General features: G+C 59.2%; 15 protein-coding genes. 2 read left to right on the top strand and 13 right to left on the bottom strand.

Annotated elements, in window-relative coordinates; genetic code table 11:
• Positions 1-255: 255 nt before the first annotated feature.
• Both G3N95_RS01635 and G3N95_RS01630 read left to right on the top strand, forming a co-directional pair.
• Positions 256-603 carry a hypothetical protein gene (locus tag G3N95_RS01635; protein WP_205968205.1) on the top strand — a complete coding sequence of 116 codons (348 nt, stop codon included), beginning with the start codon at positions 256-258 and terminating at the stop codon, positions 601-603.
• Complete coding sequence (locus G3N95_RS01630; RefSeq protein ID WP_205968204.1) at positions 578-985, top strand: YggL family protein; 408 nt, start codon at positions 578-580, stop codon at positions 983-985. The genes G3N95_RS01635 and G3N95_RS01630 overlap by 26 nt, the downstream gene beginning before the upstream one ends.
• A gap of 158 nt (positions 986-1143) precedes the next feature.
• On the opposite strand, the gene G3N95_RS40460 is transcribed toward G3N95_RS01630, so the two are convergent.
• The 13 genes from G3N95_RS40460 to G3N95_RS01560 form a co-directional block, all read right to left on the bottom strand.
• Positions 1144-1590: a hypothetical protein gene (locus G3N95_RS40460; protein ID WP_241018163.1), complete on the bottom strand. Its 447-nt coding sequence runs from the start codon at positions 1588-1590 to the stop codon at positions 1144-1146.
• 70 nt (positions 1591-1660) lie between these two features.
• Positions 1661-2059 carry a transposase DNA-binding-containing protein gene (locus G3N95_RS01615; RefSeq protein WP_241018206.1) on the bottom strand — a complete coding sequence of 133 codons (399 nt, stop codon included), beginning with the start codon at positions 2057-2059 and terminating at the stop codon, positions 1661-1663.
• Between the two features lie 194 nt (positions 2060-2253).
• On the bottom strand, positions 2254-2769 hold the full coding sequence (gene tssJ, locus G3N95_RS01610) for a type VI secretion system lipoprotein TssJ (RefSeq protein WP_241018162.1): 516 nt from the start codon (positions 2767-2769) through the stop codon (positions 2254-2256).
• Between the two features lie 32 nt (positions 2770-2801).
• The gene (gene tssG, locus G3N95_RS01605; protein WP_205968200.1) at positions 2802-3884 is read right to left on the bottom strand and encodes a type VI secretion system baseplate subunit TssG; all 1083 of its coding nucleotides are present in this window, start codon (positions 3882-3884) and stop codon (positions 2802-2804) included.
• A complete protein-coding gene (gene tssF, locus G3N95_RS01600; protein ID WP_205968199.1) occupies positions 3881-5659 on the bottom strand; it encodes a type VI secretion system baseplate subunit TssF in 1779 nt (592 codons plus the stop codon). Before tssF ends, tssG begins: the two co-directional genes overlap by 4 nt.
• Before the next feature lie 22 nt (positions 5660-5681).
• Complete coding sequence (gene tssA / locus G3N95_RS01595) at positions 5682-7271, bottom strand: type VI secretion system protein TssA (protein WP_205968724.1); 1590 nt, start codon at positions 7269-7271, stop codon at positions 5682-5684.
• A gap of 2 nt (positions 7272-7273) precedes the next feature.
• The gene (locus G3N95_RS01590; RefSeq protein ID WP_205968198.1) at positions 7274-10861 is read right to left on the bottom strand and encodes an ImcF-related family protein; all 3588 of its coding nucleotides are present in this window, start codon (positions 10859-10861) and stop codon (positions 7274-7276) included.
• A 76-nt stretch (positions 10862-10937) separates the two neighbouring features.
• A complete protein-coding gene (locus tag G3N95_RS01585; protein ID WP_205968197.1) occupies positions 10938-12374 on the bottom strand; it encodes a hypothetical protein in 1437 nt (478 codons plus the stop codon).
• A 3-nt stretch (positions 12375-12377) separates the two neighbouring features.
• On the bottom strand, positions 12378-12647 hold the full coding sequence (locus tag G3N95_RS01580; RefSeq protein ID WP_205968196.1) for a PAAR domain-containing protein: 270 nt from the start codon (positions 12645-12647) through the stop codon (positions 12378-12380).
• Positions 12648-12910: 263 nt separating this feature from the next.
• Positions 12911-13291 (bottom strand): hypothetical protein, encoded by a 381-nt coding sequence (locus G3N95_RS01575; protein ID WP_205968195.1) that lies wholly within the window; start codon positions 13289-13291, stop codon positions 12911-12913.
• Positions 13288-14166 (bottom strand): hypothetical protein, encoded by an 879-nt coding sequence (locus tag G3N95_RS01570; RefSeq protein WP_205968194.1) that lies wholly within the window; start codon positions 14164-14166, stop codon positions 13288-13290. The genes G3N95_RS01575 and G3N95_RS01570 overlap by 4 nt, the downstream gene beginning before the upstream one ends.
• Position 14167: 1 nt before the next feature.
• Positions 14168-16246 (bottom strand): DUF3274 domain-containing protein, encoded by a 2079-nt coding sequence (locus G3N95_RS01565; RefSeq protein WP_205968193.1) that lies wholly within the window; start codon positions 16244-16246, stop codon positions 14168-14170.
• The gene (locus G3N95_RS01560) at positions 16239-18734 is read right to left on the bottom strand and encodes a type VI secretion system Vgr family protein (protein WP_205968192.1); all 2496 of its coding nucleotides are present in this window, start codon (positions 18732-18734) and stop codon (positions 16239-16241) included. Before G3N95_RS01560 ends, G3N95_RS01565 begins: the two co-directional genes overlap by 8 nt.
• Positions 18735-18754 lie beyond the last annotated feature (20 nt).

The raw sequence follows: 18754 nt of genomic DNA, 5'->3' as shown, positions 1-18754 counted from the left end.
CTGCGACGCTCGAATGTGGCGTACCGCACGATTCGAGGCGGCAGCACCCAGCAGGGACTGCAACGGAAAGGGGCCATCGAGGCGCGAAATATTGATGCCTGGCGACGAGTTTCTCGCCGACGGCGGATTTCATTCCGCCTGAGCCGCTTCCTTTCGTCAGTTTTGTCAGAGCACCCGCGATGTCAATGCTGAAACTTGAACGTCGGCGAGCGCCGGCAACGGGTGTCCGCACGATAGAAGGCTTGCCTGCACCCAATGAACCGGGATACTGCATATGCACACAGTATTTATCAGATCATGGGGCACAAATCCTTTCCAGAATTCGAGACGCCGACGACCGCCGAGCTGCCGCGTCTTTGGCGCCAACACCCGGATCCTGCGCTGCGCCGGCTGATGCTTGGGATAGAGCGGATACGCCGCTTGTTCGTGGAGATCGAGGCATACCGGGTCGTGGTTGAACAGTGCTGGCGTGAAGAAGCGCGCGGGCAGCTCGTTGCGCTGGAAAAGCTTCGCATCATCATGGAAACTGAGCGATCCCGGCTGTGGACTCAGCGTTCAGAGATTCCGGCCGCCCCGGATGGGTCGGCCGATCGGTCCGGCTGACTTCACGGGCATAACTCTTACATTTAAGAAGAGAACAATGGCAAGAAATCGCACCAGGCGGCTGCGCAAAAAGCTGCACATCGGAGAGTTTCAGGAATTCGGCTTCGAAGTCGTCGCGCGGCTCGCGTCACCTCTGTCGAGCGAAGAACGCGACAAGTTGCTCGATCTGTTTATCGAGCAGTGTATCGAGCCGAGCGACCTGGGCTTTGGTGGTGGATTGAACGATGACTTGAGCGGCTTTGCCGTGTCGATGCAGAAGCGTGGATCAGCGACAGACGAGCAGCGCGAGACGGTGCGTTTATGGCTCGACGGACGGTCTGAGTTTTCTGTGGTCGACGTTGCCCCGCTGACCGACGCGTGGTATCCGCGAGCGATCACCTGAAGCGCATTGTGCCTGTCATCGCATGCGCGCTCGAACTGCGAAGCCCACTTGCAAATTACCGCGATTGCTTACTTTCCCTGACCTGATAATCAAGCGGGAAAAGCATGGTCCAGGGCGACTATTTGATGGCGCATCGTTTGGCGTATACGCATCACAGCTTATATGTCGGGAACGGCATGGTGAAGCAACATGACGGCCGTCGGAGCACAAGCCAAACGGCCGGATCGAGTGCGTAGCGTACGAAGCGTTCGCGTCTGGACGCATGGTGACGATTCAGGCTCACAACAATCCGCGGGGTAGCGGCTCTGCTTGCCGATGGGCGGCAGAACAGTCATTGGCGCATAGCGCAGTTCGAGCGTCGCGGTCATCGGACGGCCCTTCGCATCGCGAAGCTCGACGCGATGGAGTCCCTTTACTTGAACCTGCCACATGGCTTTGGAGATCGTGTGCTGACCCTCTCCCGCGAGCCTGTCGACACAGGTACGCACGAGGAAGTAGGTGGAAAGATCATATGCGGTGCAAAACAGCGCGTAGATGTCGCTTTCCCAGTCACCGATGTGAATGCAACGCACAGGATCGTCGAGAAGCTCAGTCGACTGGCGCATATTTTCCAGCCAGTGCCAGCTTTCCTTTTCCTCAATCGGTACGCGCGTGGGATTGATATGACGCTTGAGTTCAGAAGCCCCCCTTGAACCGCTTTCTTATCCAGAATTTCACAGCAGCGAGGCCAAGTGGCAATCCATCGGCAGTAACAGCAAGACTCGAATGCATCAGGATGCCGCATTGCGTGAGCGGTCGTCGCGGTCTCATGCCGTTCTTCCCCGTGCGCAGGGTCGTCTTGCCCGTGTAGCCGATGAGGTCAGGACGCTCGCGCTGGTACGAGAATGCGGTCGTGTCCTGCAGCATAAGCACTGGCCCATCGGTGGCCCTCACACGCTCGGCGCTCGCCTGGAAATGTCCGCTCAGGATATCGTGTTCGCTGACGCGGTGATTGGACAGAAACCGGTACGCAGCCTTGGTCGAAGCCCAGTCCTGACAGGCGAACGGGATCGTCTGCCCCATGCCGTCCCACAGCTTCTCGAGCAGGCTTGCGAAGCGGCGACGCAGCCTGGTGTCCTGGAATTCGCTTCCTGGACTTCCAGATCAAGCCACGAACGATCATCCGCGTGTCGCTTACCGGCCATCCCGCGTGCGTATGGAACGTGACGTATGCACGGTTACCAGGTTTCGCGCTGGAGATGTGGGTAATTGCAAGAGCCGCGTGACGCTTACGGAGCGGGCCGCGTTTTCTGCGTGTCGCCGGCAGTAACGAGGTCATTCCCCACAAGCTCAAGCTTCAGTGGATCGTCGGCCGACAGCGCCTTTTTCGGAAACACACGGCGCCAGGTCGTACCGCCCGTCGGATCCCGGAAAAACGCCACTATAGCGACGTACTGCGTGTCGGCCTTCATCGGCTGCGTGACATTTATCGCCCCGCCTGGGGAAACAATGACGCTGGCCATATCCTGCAGGTCTGCGCCGAGCACCGTACGATCGTTGTCCAGCAGATCGTAGTAGGACGCTGCATCCAGGCCCTTATAGTCCCTGAGCTGGTAGATCCGCACCGCAACCGAGAACGGTTGGGTACCGGAGGTACTGTTCAGGGATGAGTGTGCGCTCAGGTCCACATTGAGCGTTTTGACCGTCTTGTGGAACACCGCGTTGTACGCGCTCGCGGTGCCGTCCGACACGGATTGCCACGCACCACATGCCGACAGCGCGAGACACAAGCCTGCTGTGGCCATTACAGAAAATATTCGCACGGTTCCTCCGTGATTCATGCATTCGATGAGTCGTAGCGACCCAGATTGATCGTGACTGTCTGGTTGGCCGCAGGCGTGAGCAGTGTGGTCCAGGCAAGGCGTGGCCGGTGCGCGCCCTTCGGCGCGGCACCCGACGTCAGGGAAAGCGTGGGCGCTGCGGATGCGGGAATCTCCATGCGCAACACCGCGTCGGCCTTGTTGCCGAGATAGAGGCCCACCAGACGAATCAGATCCTCATGGAGCACCTCGCCCGGTAGCAGCGCGTGCGCTTGCGCGGTATCGAGCGGCCGGATGGTCACGAGGATCGCCTGCGAGCGGTCGAGCACGCGGGAGCCCACTACATGGCCATCACCCAGACCGCTCAAGGCGGGCCCGCTAGTCCCACGGGCCCGCGGCCTCGCGACCAGTCCCTGCTGGTGCCCGACAGGCGTCCACTGCGCGTAGAACTCTCGCACCGTGACGCCTGCCCCATCAAGAAGATGAGTGACGACGCCCTTCACGCCCTCTGCTGGGCGCGTGCGCTGCATGAAGAGCCCCACCAGCGCCAGAAGCCGTGATGGTGCCAGGCTGGATTTGCCGGCGGGATCCCCAATACCCAGACCCGCGAGAGACAGGAGGTACTTCGAGATTTCGTCGGTACCGCCCGGGCGGAAGTTGACCGGATAGTGATACTTGAGCCACGCGCGGTAGAGCAGAGTGACGATCCGATGGTTGAAGATGTCGAGAAAGGCCGTCACCTTCTCGTGCCCTTCCTTGCGCAGCACGATGTCGTCGATCAGGTGCGGTGGCATCGCCGCATCCACGCCATAGAGGCCAAGAAAAGTGGTCTGCACCGACGGAGGTGCGTCCTCATCCTCCTCATCGAACGCTACGCCGGCGACTTCGGACCCTGGGAACCCTACCCTCGCGCGCGGCTGGAAGCGCACCGGCTCATGCTCCGGTGTGTCCTGAGTACCGAAGCCGGGCTTATCGGGCGTGCGCAGTTCTAGCAGGCGCAGCAGCTGGAACACATTCATCTGCGGTGCCGCGGACAGCAGCGCGCGGACAAACGGCGCGAGTCCTGGCCGACGGATCCGCATGGCATCCATCTCACTCATAGCGGCGACCTCTGTGACTTGCTCGCCGGCCACTCAATGCGCTCCTGGGTGGGGAGGCTGACGATCACGAGTTGCGTGAAGTGATTCACGTCGGCATAGAGTTCGAAAAAGCGGTGCAGCATTTCGCCGAAGAGCATCATGTCACCCTCACCGGCAAACGCATGGCTGTCGAGCGTCACCTCGATCAACGTGCCCCGCTCCACGGCGCCCTGCATGACCTTGCGAAGGCCCTTGCGGGTGACCTTCTGAATGCCGTCGAGGCGCCGACGGTTCATCTCGCCGTTCGTCCAGTCATACAGCGCGAGTGTGCCGCGCAGGATTTCCGCGTCGAGCTGCGACAGGTAGTTCGGGGCGAGATGGGAAAGAATGCGCCATTGATAGCGATCGCCCTTTGGCGGATGCAGTGGCAGCGTGGGCGAAACGAGATTGCGAACGCGTGCGACGTTCGAGATCCCCTTGCCCATCTCGTTGATGCCGGCTTCACGCAGGCCCTTTCGAGGCAGCATGCCGTTCGTGCCGGTGACGCGCAGCGACAGCGTTTCGCGCGGCAGCGTCTCGGCGTTTTCCCAAGCCTGGCCGCCCAGCACCAGCCACGTTTCGTAGAGCCCTTTCACGCCCTGCAGGACACGCGTATGGTAATAGCGCTCAGGCGCTTCGTGCCGGAGCATGCCGCCGCGGTGCTTGAAGCTGGAGAACGGCACGTATTCGACGCGGTCACCCGTTGCGTGATCGTGCGCATCCACCGCATCGACCGAGTACGTTTCCACGTGTTCGCCGTGACGCAGCCGTGGCCGCACGACATAGGACGTCGCGTGATGGTCGACGCGGATCGGCTCGGCGTCCATGCGGAACAGGTTGATGATCGGCGTGCAGAACAACCGGATGTTCTTTTCCGAGAAACGCAGATCGGACGGATAGGTCTGGTTCAGCACCACTTCGACTTCGAACTCGGTCACGCTCGGCGCAAGCGCAGCGAGATCAATGCCGTGGAGGTCAATGAAAAGGAACTTCTCGGGAAAGCTGAAATATTCGAGAAGCAGCTGATAGCCGCCAAAGGAATTATCCGCCTTGGGCCACAGGCGCTCGTCAGCCGCGAATCCGGCCGTCGCGAAGTGCGCGTCAGGCAGCGAACGCGGTTCGCCATCACGCACGGAAGGCAGGCGCAACAGGATGTCGTCGACATGACGGGTCAGCGCGAGATGCAGGGCCGTGGCCACCGGCCGGTCGGCATTCAGATAGAGTCTCAGGTGAGGAACACTGAGCGTGTTCTGGCGCGACTGGGCTTCGATCTGGAACGTCAGGCGAATGGTCGAGCGCCCGTCTTCCCGCATGCCGGCACTGGCCGACTTCAGGTGCAGCGGCAGCAGGTCCACTGGCCACGTCGTGCGGTAGGTGCACCGGGTGCCTTCCGGGCCGATCGGATCGGAACGCACCTCGATGTCTGCCGGAATCGTCTCGCGCTTCTGCAGCGTGCCAAAGTCGGGGACGAGCTCAAGGATCGAGAGCGACGGGAGCGTGCGCAGATAGTGTGGCCAGAGCAGGCTCACCAGTGCCTCGGTGATCTCCGGCAGTTCGTCATCGAGTTTCTGGCGCAGGCGCCCGATCAAAAATGCGAAGCCTTCGAACAGCCGTTCGACGTAAGGGTCGCGTTCGCCCACGCGATCGAGATTGAGCATCCGTGCACGATCCGGATTGGCTTTCGCGAACTCCCGACCGGCTTCGGTCAGATAGCGCATCTCGGATTCGTAATAGCGCAGCGTTGGATCGTCGTCCATGCAATTATTCCTGGGTATCTTTTTACAGAACGGCGACGGCCCGGGCAGGATCGAGGACGGTCATTTCATGGCCGAGCTTTTCGATCTGGCGGGTGATGGCCGGTCTGTCGGCATCCTTGCGGTTCATGGATGCCTTGAGCGTCTTGAGCAGGTGGTGCTTGACCTCGAACGTCAGCGATGGCTCCCATCCGGCGAGGCGGAACTGCGGGCCGCCGGCGTCCAGCTCGGCCAGCAGGCGAAGGCAGATGTCCGGTCGGCCGGCATTGTCTGCCACGCGCGCCATGACCCAACGCTGCAGGTAGCGCTGGCGATCCGTGCGGATTCCGGGCAGCCCGTCAATCCACGCAAAGGCCGCTTCGATGCCCTGTGACTGTGCAAGCTCGCGCGCCTGTGCTTCCATTTCCTGCCAGTTTGCGACGGCGCCATCTTCATCGTCGGTGGATACCGGCAACGCTGCGAGCGCTTCGCCCTGGTCAAGATTGCGCACGACCGCATTGCTTGCGATCCATTCGAGCGTCGCATCGTCAGCGAACGGGGTGCCGTCATGGAAGGCGAGCCGCTGGATGCCTGGCATGCGGTCGAGGAAGAGTGCGAAATCGGTCTTCAGGATGTCCCGCCATTCCGTGTATGGCGAGCCGGCGTGATCGAGCGCGACGTGCTGGTAGTACTGCAGGTCGAGCCACAGGTGGTTGACACCTTCCATGTATGCGCCTTCGACGCGCTCGAGCAGTTCTGGCCACTGCTTCTGCAGCACGAGCCGTTTGAACTGCTGGCGCAGCTCGGTGCGCGGTGGCGCGAGACGCGTGTACCCCTTCGGATCGGCCGGTGGCACCTCATGAACGGTATCCCAGCGCATGCAGCGCACAAGACGCGCAGCGGGCAGATAGCCATGCTCCTCATCGCGCAGATATTTCGCCAGCACGCGGGTGTACTCGAGCGCGTCACGGGTCGAGGCGATTGTCGTGACGCCAGTGGAGAGCAAGGCCGATCCGCCCGGCATTGCCGTTGAGCTTTCCGTTACCGGTCGCACGACGTCTTCGCCGCCTTCGAAACGGGAAACCAGCGCCTGGAGGTTCGGGTGGGCCGCCTCCGGCCAGTCTGCGGTTTTACCGATCAGCAGGTTCAATGCCGCCATGGCCCGCTCGAGCTCCGTAGGCGCAAACTCGCCGTGGCGATCAAGCTGTTCCAGTACGCGTGCCGTGGCCACCCATTCGATCGCCGAGCGCTTTGCTTCGTCGCGGCCAGGCAGCAGCGCATGTCCAAAACGATCGACGAGCGCAGCAAGAAGTTCGAGACCGTCGGCAAGACCTGCCGCACCATCTTGACGAACCCGCGCGAACGCGTAATAACCCGCGAGGCGCAAATCCTTGCCGACTTCGCAGAGGATCTGCTTGCAGGACTGGACGATCAGGGCGTCGTCAATACCGGAGAGCTTGCCGATCTCCTCCTTGACCGTGATGAAGGCGTCGTCGTATGCGGGGTCGCGGCCCACGCCCTTACCCTCCGCAGACGACAGGGGCTTGAGCCAGTCTTCCCATGCACTGAACCGCTCGCGTGCGAGATCATCCGGGTTGCGCGTGCCGAAGCGTTGCTTGATGAAATTGGCAAACATGTTCATTCGGTATCCCGCAGAGCGCCATGGGGAAGTGAAATTGCGGCATGGCGGGCTGCGGCGACTGCCGATGCTGGCAGAGGCGGCGGGCCCGCGTTCTGCGTCCCGCCTGCACCCGGTGCTGCCGCCGGCGCGAATATTCTCGTCGGCATCACAAAACCACGCAGGGCGAGCAGTTCCAGCGGGCCCCTGCCCGCGTCGGTGCGCATCACCCAGGTGAGCGGATGTGTCACGTTCTTCGGCACCGCCGTCTCAGGCGTTTTCGCTGTCAGCGTCGTCGGGTCGCTCGCCATTGTGGATGCCGCAGCCGAGGCCGGCGTGGACGTAACGGCGGCGGCCGCCGGAGCAGTTGGCAGAGGGCCCGGTGTGGCGATCCACGTCAGCTTGTATCGCGTATCCGAGAGCGGTTCGACGTTGGCCGACGCCAGCATGCGCACAAAAGCCCAGCGTCCGTGCCGCTCGAAGCCCTTGTTCAGTCCCGACTGCACGGTCTGCCACTCCAGGCGGGTGCCGGTGACGAGGAGGTCATTGCCCGGCCAGACGAACGGCTGCCAGCGATCGGCCGTGTTCAGGTATTTCAGCGTCTGTCCGTCGACAGTCAACTGTGATTCCGTCACATCAGCACTCGGTTGCGGCATCAGGTCGAAGCGGTACTGCGCAGCGCCCGAAGCGAGCATGTGTGACGCGATGCCCTGCAGCACATCGATCGCCTTCAGGAAGGACGGATCGAAGCGCAGCCCCGCGCCAGCACTACCAGGCACCCAGCGATCGCCATGCAGTTCGAGCGCGCCGGCGAGCTGCTGGTTGATAAACGCCGGAACGAGGCCGGTTTGATCGCGCAGGAAACGCACAAGCTCCGGGAAGGAGGCGTCGTCGTCGCTTGATGCGAACGGATAACGGCCCTGGAACGCACGCGTCCATGGCTCGACGATGGTCTGCCGCCATGCATCGTTCAGGCTTGCCTGCGCCGGTTGCATCACTGCCTGCATGGCCTGATCGACGGGACGCAGGAAGAGGGATTCCCCGAGTCCGGACCACTGCTCACCAAGGCTCGCGGCGACGAGGCTTGCGTACGTGCGCGTATCGGACAACTCGGAGCGCTTGCCCTGAAACTGCGCCTGCGCGACCTGCCGGGCCTGGTCATCCATACCGCCGCTGTTGGTCATCGCCTCGATCTTCAGGCGTAGCGACGTAATGGCATCGAGATAGCGCTGCAGGCTGATGTTCGAGTCAGCAACTTTGCCTTGCGGCTGGGCAGCGCTCACGAGCCGCAGTACCGGTCCGAAGGATGCATCCAGTGGCGCCGGCGGAATGACGCCCTGTGCCGCACCTTCGACGACGCCGGCGTTCGCGTGGTTGCCGATCAGGCTCTGCGCCTTGGCGACGAGGTTATCGGAAAGCGAAGCGATGTTTTCCCCGGCGCGGCCCTGATACTCGAGCGCCTTCATCAGCGCGAGTATGGGCGACTGGCGTGAGTCGGCAAAGAGACGAAGCTGCTCAGCGATCACGGGCAACGTCGGCGCACTCACCCACCCGATCGAGTTGGCGAACGCCTGCCACTGGCGAGCGTATTCGTCGAAGTACATGTCGCGCAACGCCTTGCGAAGCGCATCGACTGATTGCGTGGGTTGGGCAGACGCGGAAACGTTCAACACCCAGTCGGTCGTCACGTTCTGGCGTTTGGCTGCGTCATCGATTGCCTGCGAGATCTGACCATCCCACGCCTGTCGTGTGTAGATGCCCGGCACTCTTGCGCCCGTGCGGAACAGGCCCCGGGCGTCGGTCTCGGCCAGGAGCGTGGCCAGTGACTGATCTCCATACTTTCCGGTCGCTGCGTCCAGGATCGAGTGATAGATCGTATCCGTCGAATTGCTGGTGCCAATCAGCGCGAGCAGCACCTGTCGCGTGTTGTTCACGAGATCAGTTCTGGGCTGGATCGCCCATTCCGGGTGAGCCGCGAGATGTTGCGCAAAGAACGGGAAAAACTGGTGAGCGAGGTCCTGCCGCTCGCCGACGGTCAGGCTGGCGTTCGTGATCCAGTTCCACGTGAGCTCAGGGACCATCACCTTCGCATCGGCGCGCTTCGGTTCTGCCAGCATCAGGTAAGTGAGTAGGGTCTTGTGCCCAGCGAGCGCCTGCTTGCTCGTTGCCTCGTCCGAAACATCCGTACGCATCGCGGCTACATGGGTCAACGACGATTCGAGTCCCTGCTGCGTCGGTGAGACGAGCAGACGTCGACTGGCGGGCGTGTAGGCCTGCCAAAGCCCCGCAAGAATCGCCTTGTCACGGTTCAGGCCGAAGCGTGAATACCAGGGCGCGCCTGCCGACGCACGATATTCGAAACGCTCGATATCGTGCTGGAGATCAAGTAGTGCATGCAGGCCTGAGCGACTGTCGGCCGCCGACGTCTGCTGTCGAGCCAACTGGTTTGCATAGACGAGTTCACGCGTGTTGGATCCGCCAGAAACGAACATGCCCGCAATCCAGATGCACGCGCACGCGATGACTATCGACGCGCCGACGGTACCAGGGTGAAAGCCGACCCGACGGCCTGTAGCTCGTCGACTGGATGCACCGACGTGTTGCCACAATGCAGATGGGACATTATCGTAGGACTGTGCAGCTTTACGCGCAGGATCCGCCGGTACAAACCACGTGCCTCTGACTTCGAGTGGCAGTCGATGCGTCGACGCGAGACCCAAGACGAACCGCGCGAGCGGCGCAGACCATGTCTCCAGATTCCTGGAAAGCTCTGCGAAATACTTGTTTCGCTTGTTCTCGCCCAGGGCTTTGGTACCCGACACCGCGAGACGATTCCCGAGGACAGAGAGCGCATCAATCGTCGTAGACTCATCCTCCCGCCGAGGTAGAGAGCAACCGATAACAGCATCGACATCGCGTCCCGTCGCGGCTAGACCGGTCTCAGTCACGATGTGCACTGGCGCGGACCAGTGAAGCCCCACTGTGATTTGCGAGAGCACCGGTCTCGCAGCGAGCACGGCTCGCTGCGCAGCTGGCATGTCGCTCATGGCGTCACTGAACAGGACGACACCATCGATCGGGCGATGCCGCCTGAGCTTTGCGAGTTGCCGGAGCCAGTCGCTGTCGGGCTGGCCGCTCGCATTAACCGGGCAATGCAGCAACACCGCTTCTCCCTCGACGTACCAGTCCTGCGTCGCAAGATTCGGAATATGTGCGGCAACGGACCGGGCCGGTCCGACGAGAAGCAGCCACGATTCCCGATACTTCCAGAAGCAGCCGTGTTTCAAACGCAATCGCTTTGCGAGATCAGCAAGCGTCATCGGTTGCTGTGTTAGCGCTCCTTCATCCATCCGTGTTGCACTCGCAACGCCTGGCGCCTCGCTCGACGTGGCGCCGTATGTGTCAGCGGACAATCGATTCGCGATGAGATAGCCAACGACTGCGAGCAACATGACGCAGAGAAAACCGAGCTCTACGATCAGCAACTGATTGTCGTTCCAGCCGAGTTGCTTTCCAGCGATCCAGAAGATACACGCGGTACAGAGCAGGGCGACGAAGAACCAGACCAACACTCTGAAAGATAGATTCTTACGTTGAGTCGTAGTCATCGTGCCACCCGCCACCATGTCGCGGACATCACACACATGGTGCAAATATTTTGCTTTCTTGGGGTCGACATTGTCTTCATGCTTCGATGGCGTCGGTGGGCATGCGACCGCCCGCGTCCTGAATGTCGCGCTCTACTCTCGTCTGCACGATCAATGGGTGAATGAACATCAGCAAAATGGCAAGCAATCCTGCTGCGCCGATTCCGCCAAGAATCCAGAAAAAAGCGTTCGCTGGATTCACGATTGCCGCGAGCAGCGCAGCGACCCATGGCGACATGCACACCAAAACTGCAGCCGCGCCAAGATTGCGACTTGCTTCCCCGGGTGCTTCCAACGCTACCGATGTGCCTGCGAGCGCTGCAACGGCGAGACGTACGGTGTTCGCTTCGTGAAGGGCGATCAGTTGCGCACCCTGTCCGTAACTTGCGAGTTCGGCAACTAGTGCCAGTGAGATCCACGGACTGATCGGGCCTACCGGACCGATACAGTCGTCGAGATTGATAAGGCCATTAGCCCCGCCCTTGAGCGCGAGCCCGCAGTCAGTAATCCCCTGAGTCAGGGCGTATTTCTCAGGCTTGCCCAACCCGCAGGTCCAGCCCATGCGCAGCTTCGCAAGTTCCACCGCACCAGCATCGCCGAGCTGGCGTAGATCAGCCGCCATGGACTCAATCGCGGTCGGCATTGATCGAAAAAGGCGTACCGGCGTAGTACCCGGGCGACGAGCCGACGTAACGGGTTCGAAAAGAAGTCCAACGGCAGTTTCGGTAAACCGTCGTTCCTCTTCACCCGCGTCGTGAAGCTGCGCACAAAGCAGAAGCAGTGCGCCGCGTTGCTGCCGAACGTAACGCTCGACACCGAGCCACGACACCTCCGACACTACCTCTACCTGGGCATGAGGAAGAATAGAATTCGAACGCCAGTGCCGGTCAACTGCGTCTCCAAGATCCTGCGACTCATCGCTTCTCCCGCCGCATACGACCACGCGCAAAACTTGCCGGGAACCCATCTGATCGAGCGTAGGCCTCAGCTCATCGAGCAGCCGTTTGATCACTACTTCAGTACGATTTGCGTGCAAATCCGCATCGAACCCTTGAAGGGTCTCTATTTCTAATTTGTTTGATGGCGCCTTGCCTGCAAGACCAGCAATTCGCTCTGCCAGCTCCGGCTCCGGCGTTAGCGTTCTGAATGCCGTAATCGCAAGGTTTGCCCTCGCCCAGCGACGCCACGCGAGATCGATCACAAGCCTCTTCACACTCCAGAACGCCCAATAAAACACATCCATCAAATACCAATGAAAGATGACGGCCACCAGCACGACCACAGCTACCGTCGGTGCGCCGACGATGCATGCCCAGAACCGCGGATTTCGGGCGGTTCCGCTGGCAGAAGGCCATAGAAGTAGCGTCAGTACTGCACCGACAACAAAACAAACAACACAAAGCCCAATAACCAGCCACCCCGAAGGCGCCTTCGATTCACGGGCCGCAGAAATGCACGGAATTGGCCAACCCATCGGCTAGATCTCGAATTCGTCAGTACTTGCAAGGACCTCAGCGCCGCACGTGGTCTTGCAGCGGTGGACAATCAGGTAGCGTCCGTTTTCGACATAGCCATCGTTGCCCCCTACCAGCTGGACCTTTCCGTGCTTCGGGCAGTCGACGAAATCGCCGTCGAGTGCTGCAGCACGATTGTCGATAATGAGCGTTGATGAGGCCGTGACCACTCGCCCGTTGTCCTGCCCATCGTGAGTTGAAACATCGTTGTATCTGACGGGTGATTTTTTCATGTTTCCAACTCAGAAGCTCTTGTGAGCAATCACCCCCCCGACAATCGCGCCAAGCAGCGCTGCCGGGGGAACAAAAAAGACAAATGCGTAGGCCGGTCCGATGGCTCGATAAGGGCCTCCATCAGAACCGCAGGTCAGCACAACGACTGCAATTAAAGCTCCGAGAACGCACCCAGCAAACGATCCTAGAAGTTTCTTCATGGGTTCCCAAATCAAGGATCATGTCTATCGGTCGTTGAACTAGGCACTTGAGTCCTGCGCCGTCATGAATGTCCAGCAAGAGAAAGGGCGCTCATGAGACCCATCACAAAATCAATTAGTGCAGTCAACACGATTAATAGCCAAAACACGACTTGTGTCACGATGAATACATTGCGTTTTCGAATCGAGGAGCGAGCCATCCTTCTCGAGGCAATTGCGATTGGTGCCAGAACAATGAGGCACGCCGCAATCTGCAGCGGGCGTTGGCCGAATAGGAAACCCCAATCCATGCGCAACCCAAAGCCAGCCTGCCATGACCAAAATAGCGCGGCACAACAAAGCGCGATGACTTGAACGATTCCAAAGGCAACAGCCCAAAAGAATCCCCGCATTCGATTGTCGTCAACCGCAATGCATCTATAGGGCACTTGTCCGTTGGTCATATCGCGCTTGATCTCGATCCACGTAGGTGCGTGTATATGCGCCAGCCGAAATATATTGGTGCTCCGATCGTGTACGCCTCCGCCGAATAGATCAATCCTGGCGCCCCCAACAAGCTGGTTTTCGGCGGCACGATTCCTGCGTTAGGATCGCATTGCATGTGCGTCCATCCCTTGTAATCTTTGACCTCGGGAGCTTTGGGCTTCATATCCTGGAAGCCTGGTTCATCGTAGTACGTCATGGTCTCGTCGCTCGGCGCTAGCGGATAGTCAATGTAGGTTAGACCCCAATACTCACCAATCGGCAACGAACTTTGAAGGACGCGTCCATTCTTCGTTTCAAGAAAACCACGGTCGTCAGCCACCACGAACTGTTTCACGTCTTCAACAAGTGGACGGGATTCCCCATAACGGTTCCTAAAGCCAATAGCTATTTGTCCGTCCGCAGGTCCAAACGTCCGGCCACCGTCGCGCGAGATCAAAAATTCACTCAAATCCTCGACCGGAATGGCTATATAGCGTTCCGATGGATGGATATACGGAAAGAACACGATGCGGTAGAACTGAGCCGCGGCTTCCGTCCGGATGCCCTGTTTGGCATCCACGTATGTCAATGCCCCTTCACACATCCAGCCCGTCACTTCCAGCCAACGGTGATCGTCAAATCGATACACCACCTGGGTTGGCGGGGCTTGGATACGCTGGGCGGCCAGAGCTGGAAACAAGGGGATTGCGGCAATTAATGCCAGCGCCGCCATAGCGATTGACCATTGCCTTCCGCCTACACGCTTTCGCAATCTCACGGCGACGTAAACAATCAGCCCCACGCTCCATAGCGGAACCAGCCACCAGACTGCCGACCAGAGAGGTTCACCCATATCACCCCCTCACATCAGGTTGCGGCAGCGGCCACAGACCTGCGCCACCGGGTGGCGTAGTCGCCGACTGCCAAGCCTCGACCAATGCACTGCCCGGAATCGCGCGCAGAACGCTTCCCACCACATCACCACTAGCCGTCACGACCTCGCTGATCACGCCTTTCGGCAATTCTGGTTTGCTCATCTGGCGTTTCGTTACGAAGGGCAGCTTCCCGCTCGTGTAGTAAGCCGCAGCATCGATGTCAGGACTTTTCGGATTGCGCCAGTCGGCCTGACGTATCAGGTCCCACCACAGCTTTTCATCGTCGAAGGCCACGCACAGCCCAATTGCCAGATCGTAGGCCATGCATTTCGCTATCGTCTCGGCATGCAAAGTGATCGCCGAGTGTTGGCTCCATGTCGCTGTCCGCTTTCCAAGTCGAGCCACGGCTTCATCCGGTTTCTCATATCGTTGGACCAGATACTGGTTTTGCTCTGACGTTGGAATTCCCATGAACCACGCTTTAAGAACCTGGTTCTTGTAACCTGCGGCGGTAAGTTGGTCCTGTACTTGTTGAGTGCTTGCCTGCATACCGGACGGGTAAGCAATTGACGAGACCGATTCTGCTCCCGTACGCGTATCCACAAGTCTCAGTAGCTTTTGCGGACCTTCCTGCGCAAGGGTGGTCCCGGCGAGATGCTCACCGACGTGGTCTGCGTGGTCCGGATCATTAGACAGCGTGCGAAATGCATACGACTCGGGCAACTTCGGACCATCTATCATTCTGCTCCTGTCGCGGGACATGAAAGAGCCGGCGATTGGGGACTCCGCCTGACTGCCAAACGCGAATGATTCAGGCCCCCTACCAACTACATGGCCATCTGAAAACACCCGCTGGAAAAAGCTTGGAGCTTTTGCAGCAATCGCTTGCTTCCCCTCACCATCTACACCCTGCCAACCGATGCCCTGGATGTTAGGCAAGGATACAACCCCGTCTTGTGGGCAAAAGTAATTATAAACATGCCCGAAGTTGTCGCGGCCGTGATCTGGATTACTCCACGCATGCTTATTGGCTACCCCTTTTGACACAACTTGTTTTGCCGATTCTTGGTTCCTGTTTTCATAGATCAGGCTCGCGAAATTCACCAGCGTCTGCACTCTCGCGTTACGTGACTGGTGCTTACCAGGTAGCACCAGTTCAGCGGTGGCGGGCTCAAGTGCATACGGCGAGTTACACATAATCACGCAATCAACTGGGCGCTCGCCAGCCTCCTCTACGAGGAAGTTGGCGAGCATGGAAATTTCGGTCCCCTGGCTGTGGGCGACGATGTTAATCGTGTCTGGGCCTGCATTCTTTTCGCGACGAATCCGGAGGATCAGATTGGCTAACCGTTGCGCAGCATGCACGTAGTAGATGCGGTGTGGATTGGGATACATCGGGCTCGATGTGTCGGTGAACTGTCTCTTCGCCCACGCGATCGCGTCGTATGTGCCGCCGTTTGCCGACGGCCCCCACATATCGATCAGGTTCGTAGTCGCATTCGCAAATGGCCCACCCTCCTTGGCCTGCGATCCGTCCAGCCAGTTTCCCAAGCTGTCCTTGTTCGCATACTTGGCCTGGTTGGCTAGGTAATACGTGCTGTACGGAAGATCCGGGTTCGCATTGCGAGCGTCAAGTTGCTCCTTATAACGCAGTTGGTCTTGATGATATTCCTGGAAGTTAACCGGATGATAGCCCCAGTGGAAAGGAATGACCGGTGAGCGTCCTTCCTCCGAAATCCTTGTCATGCAGTCGGACGATGAGGCAGTGGTATCAAGCGAAGGCACCTTGCCTTCAGGAGTCCAGCTTTCCCATTTATGGGGAAACAGATCATCGCGACCGAGACGTTTGTTCAATCCACTACAGATATTCTGATCCACCACCGGAAAGAATTGTCCGTCATCATTTACGCCGTGAATCACGATTACGGCGCAAGGCATTGGGGGTTTCACCGGAACCTTACAGGTCAGCATGGCACCACTACCTTCCGGCATCGGCATGGCCTCCTGGCCATGTTTGGAATTTCGCAGTGTATTGTTCGGTGTTTTTGTATCAGCCATGGGTGGGTCCCAAAACTTCAATTCGAAGATTTTCGATGTCGTTGCGGTTGAACAGCGTACTTGTTCCGTTCGCGTCAGTTATGCCTTCCGTCGTCGAACCATCAGACATGTGAAGGCGGAAGCGTTGACCCGAAAGTGGCGTGTCGGGATCGCCTTCTGGGTGTAGAAAGAATTTTCGGGCAAAAGAACCCTGTTGAAACTTCGGCATTGCGTTTGAAACACTCGCAGCGCCCGCCTTCGAAATTGATGGTGTTTTGACGGTCAGATTACTTGTGCCACCGACTTCAGGCACGCTGCCAGCGACCTTGTAGTACGCACCGCCGCCACTAGAGATCAACACCTCGTCCTGGCCCGCGAGAATGACACGTTTCCCCTTGATGATGACGTCACCACTTGCAGTCATCTCGATCGGACCAGCCTGAGCCTGAATCTGGATCTTGCCCTTGATGGCGAACAGAAGAATGCCAAGTTTCTGAGCGAGAATCGACACGACTTCGCCCGCGCCGACGATGAACTTCTTCGCTATGCTAAATTCGGCGTTACCGCCGGCCGTTGATGTGAGATGACGACCGCTTGAGAACTGGATGTCCTCGGGCGTTGCACCGACGATTCCATGCGGCGCCGAAAGCATGATGATGGACTGTTTGAGCTCTTTGTAGGCACTTTCCAGCCTTGTTTGCTGGGATTTCACGTCTGCCAGTTCGGCCTGTGCGGCTTGAGCAATAGCGCGGAGTGTGGTCGCGTCGTCGAGGGCTGTTTGCAACTGTTTCATGGCTTCGCGATTATCGAGCTGCTGTCCGCTCGCTCGCGTCTGCTCGTCGCCAGAGATCAGCACGCCTTTGCCACCGCGAACGGCTACATGGTCATCACTACGCAGCTCAACTCCGCTACCTCGCTTGTCGCGGCTAGCGTTGACGATATTCCCAAGGTTAAGCTGGCTCTTGCCACCACCTTCGGTCGCGAGCTTGATGTGCTCTTCCCCTTCAAAGTCCTCCATCTGAAGGGTATTATTCGATTGTGTCCTGATAACGTTGCGCGTCATCCAGCGATCGTCGCTCGTGATCACATCCGGATTCACGCTGTCGTGCATCACGTGAGCGATATACGGGAAATCCGGATTGCCGTTCTCAAAGGCGACTTCGACTCCCGAGCCGTCTAACGCCGGGTAATGATTTCCGGTGGTCCTGGGACCCGCAAAGGACTTGGCGATACGCATCCAGCAACTCGTCAACCCGCCCGCACGCTCTTCGCGGTCGAAATCGAACGAGACCATATAGTGGCCGTCCTTGTTGACGTAGCTGTACTTGTATCGGTTGGGAGACGTGATACGACCGCTGATGGTGCCGTGGATTTTGGGCCACGTCTCCTCGATCAGCGGCATGCGGTAGATCAGGTGTGACGGGACCGCTGTATAGGTGTTGTGGTAAGCCTTGTCGCGCGATCCACAGTGCTCGACCCGAGTGATCAACTGACCATACTCGGCCTCCGGCAGCGTCCGATTGGTGAACCGGAATACGCGACCGGGCGCAACGCAAAGCACGTTACCCTCGCCCGTATAGACGATCTTTTCGCACAGCAGAGCTTCGTGCCGCAACTGGGCCTCCCACTCAGCCTGATCATCGCTCAGGTGACCGGCAGCCCATACGTCTGGCGTGCCCCACGTGGTCTTGTCATCAGGGGCGGCGTTAGCTTCCCCATCGATGGGTTGCGGCGCCTTGCGATGGTTGTAGTGGCGTACCGTTACGGCCTGGGCGATCGTCTTCGTCCGGGTTTCGAACTTCTCAACCGACTCGGCACCGGTGCTTTCGAGACCCGAGGCGGGCCGAAAGGGAGCGACGAATGCGTCACTGCGCTCGTAGTGCGTGAAGTCATCACCGAAGTGCGTCACTTCGCCATATTCGCCTTGGCGAACCACAAACCAGATGCCGGAGCGGCGTGCGAGACGGGTAAAAAACTGGAGGTCCGTCTCGTTCCATTGCATCACAAAGTCGCGCTTCGGATAGTCACGACGAAGCGTGAATTCAAAGTCACTTGTGCCGGCGCCGAACCCCTGCTCGCGGAATATCTGCTCGATGATTTCTGGGTCGGTCTGACCCAGGAAGATGCGGCAACGTTTGACGTTTCTCAGCAACGCAATGCGTGACTCGAGCACAGCCTCGTAGGTCGTCGCGTCCCTGTTACTGGAAAGCTGGTTAAACTCTGTGATGACTCCCTGAAACTGCCGGCCGGGGCCCGCTGGCAAGGCTACGCCAGCCAGAGTGGGCGGCCGGATGGAAAAGACCGCCGTCTTCGTCAGGATATCGTCGACAGGCAGATCCGCGACCCGGTGGGTCAGCTTCATCTTGAAGCGCGTGGGCGCACCCGCCTCCTCGACACCCGTAAATTCCACGACGTCGAAACCCGGCGCGTTCTTGCTGGCGGTGACATCAAGATAATAGGCCTGCAGGCTATCCCTCTTCAGGGATCCAATTGCTTTGTTGACGCCCACCTTCGACACTCCCGGAAAGA

Origin of the sequence: Paraburkholderia sp. Tr-20389 (genome assembly GCF_017104565.1) — a bacterium.
Taxonomy (GTDB): Bacteria; Pseudomonadota; Gammaproteobacteria; order Burkholderiales; family Burkholderiaceae; genus Paraburkholderia.
This window is presented reverse-complemented; position numbering and strand designations above follow the sequence as displayed.

What these genes read in the sequence shown, in the direction of transcription:
- G3N95_RS01635 (WP_205968205.1), top strand. Translation starts at nt 256, where the DNA reads ATGAACCGGGATACTGCATATGCACACAGTATTTATCAGATCATGGGG.
- G3N95_RS01630 (WP_205968204.1), top strand. Translation starts at nt 578, where the DNA reads ATGGGTCGGCCGATCGGTCCGGCTGACTTCACGGGCATAACTCTTACA.
- G3N95_RS40460 (WP_241018163.1), bottom strand. Translation starts at nt 1,590, where the DNA reads ATGCGCCAGTCGACTGAGCTTCTCGACGATCCTGTGCGTTGCATTCAC.
- tssJ (WP_241018162.1), bottom strand. Translation starts at nt 2,769, where the DNA reads ATGGCCACAGCAGGCTTGTGTCTCGCGCTGTCGGCATGTGGTGCGTGG.
- tssG (WP_205968200.1), bottom strand. Translation starts at nt 3,884, where the DNA reads ATGAGTGAGATGGATGCCATGCGGATCCGTCGGCCAGGACTCGCGCCG.
- tssF (WP_205968199.1), bottom strand. Translation starts at nt 5,659, where the DNA reads ATGGACGACGATCCAACGCTGCGCTATTACGAATCCGAGATGCGCTAT.
- tssA (WP_205968724.1), bottom strand. Translation starts at nt 7,271, where the DNA reads ATGTTTGCCAATTTCATCAAGCAACGCTTCGGCACGCGCAACCCGGAT.
- G3N95_RS01590 (WP_205968198.1), bottom strand. Translation starts at nt 10,861, where the DNA reads ATGACTACGACTCAACGTAAGAATCTATCTTTCAGAGTGTTGGTCTGG.
- G3N95_RS01585 (WP_205968197.1), bottom strand. Translation starts at nt 12,374, where the DNA reads ATGGGTTGGCCAATTCCGTGCATTTCTGCGGCCCGTGAATCGAAGGCG.
- G3N95_RS01580 (WP_205968196.1), bottom strand. Translation starts at nt 12,647, where the DNA reads ATGAAAAAATCACCCGTCAGATACAACGATGTTTCAACTCACGATGGG.
- G3N95_RS01575 (WP_205968195.1), bottom strand. Translation starts at nt 13,291, where the DNA reads ATGACCAACGGACAAGTGCCCTATAGATGCATTGCGGTTGACGACAAT.
- G3N95_RS01570 (WP_205968194.1), bottom strand. Translation starts at nt 14,166, where the DNA reads ATGGGTGAACCTCTCTGGTCGGCAGTCTGGTGGCTGGTTCCGCTATGG.
- G3N95_RS01565 (WP_205968193.1), bottom strand. Translation starts at nt 16,246, where the DNA reads ATGGCTGATACAAAAACACCGAACAATACACTGCGAAATTCCAAACAT.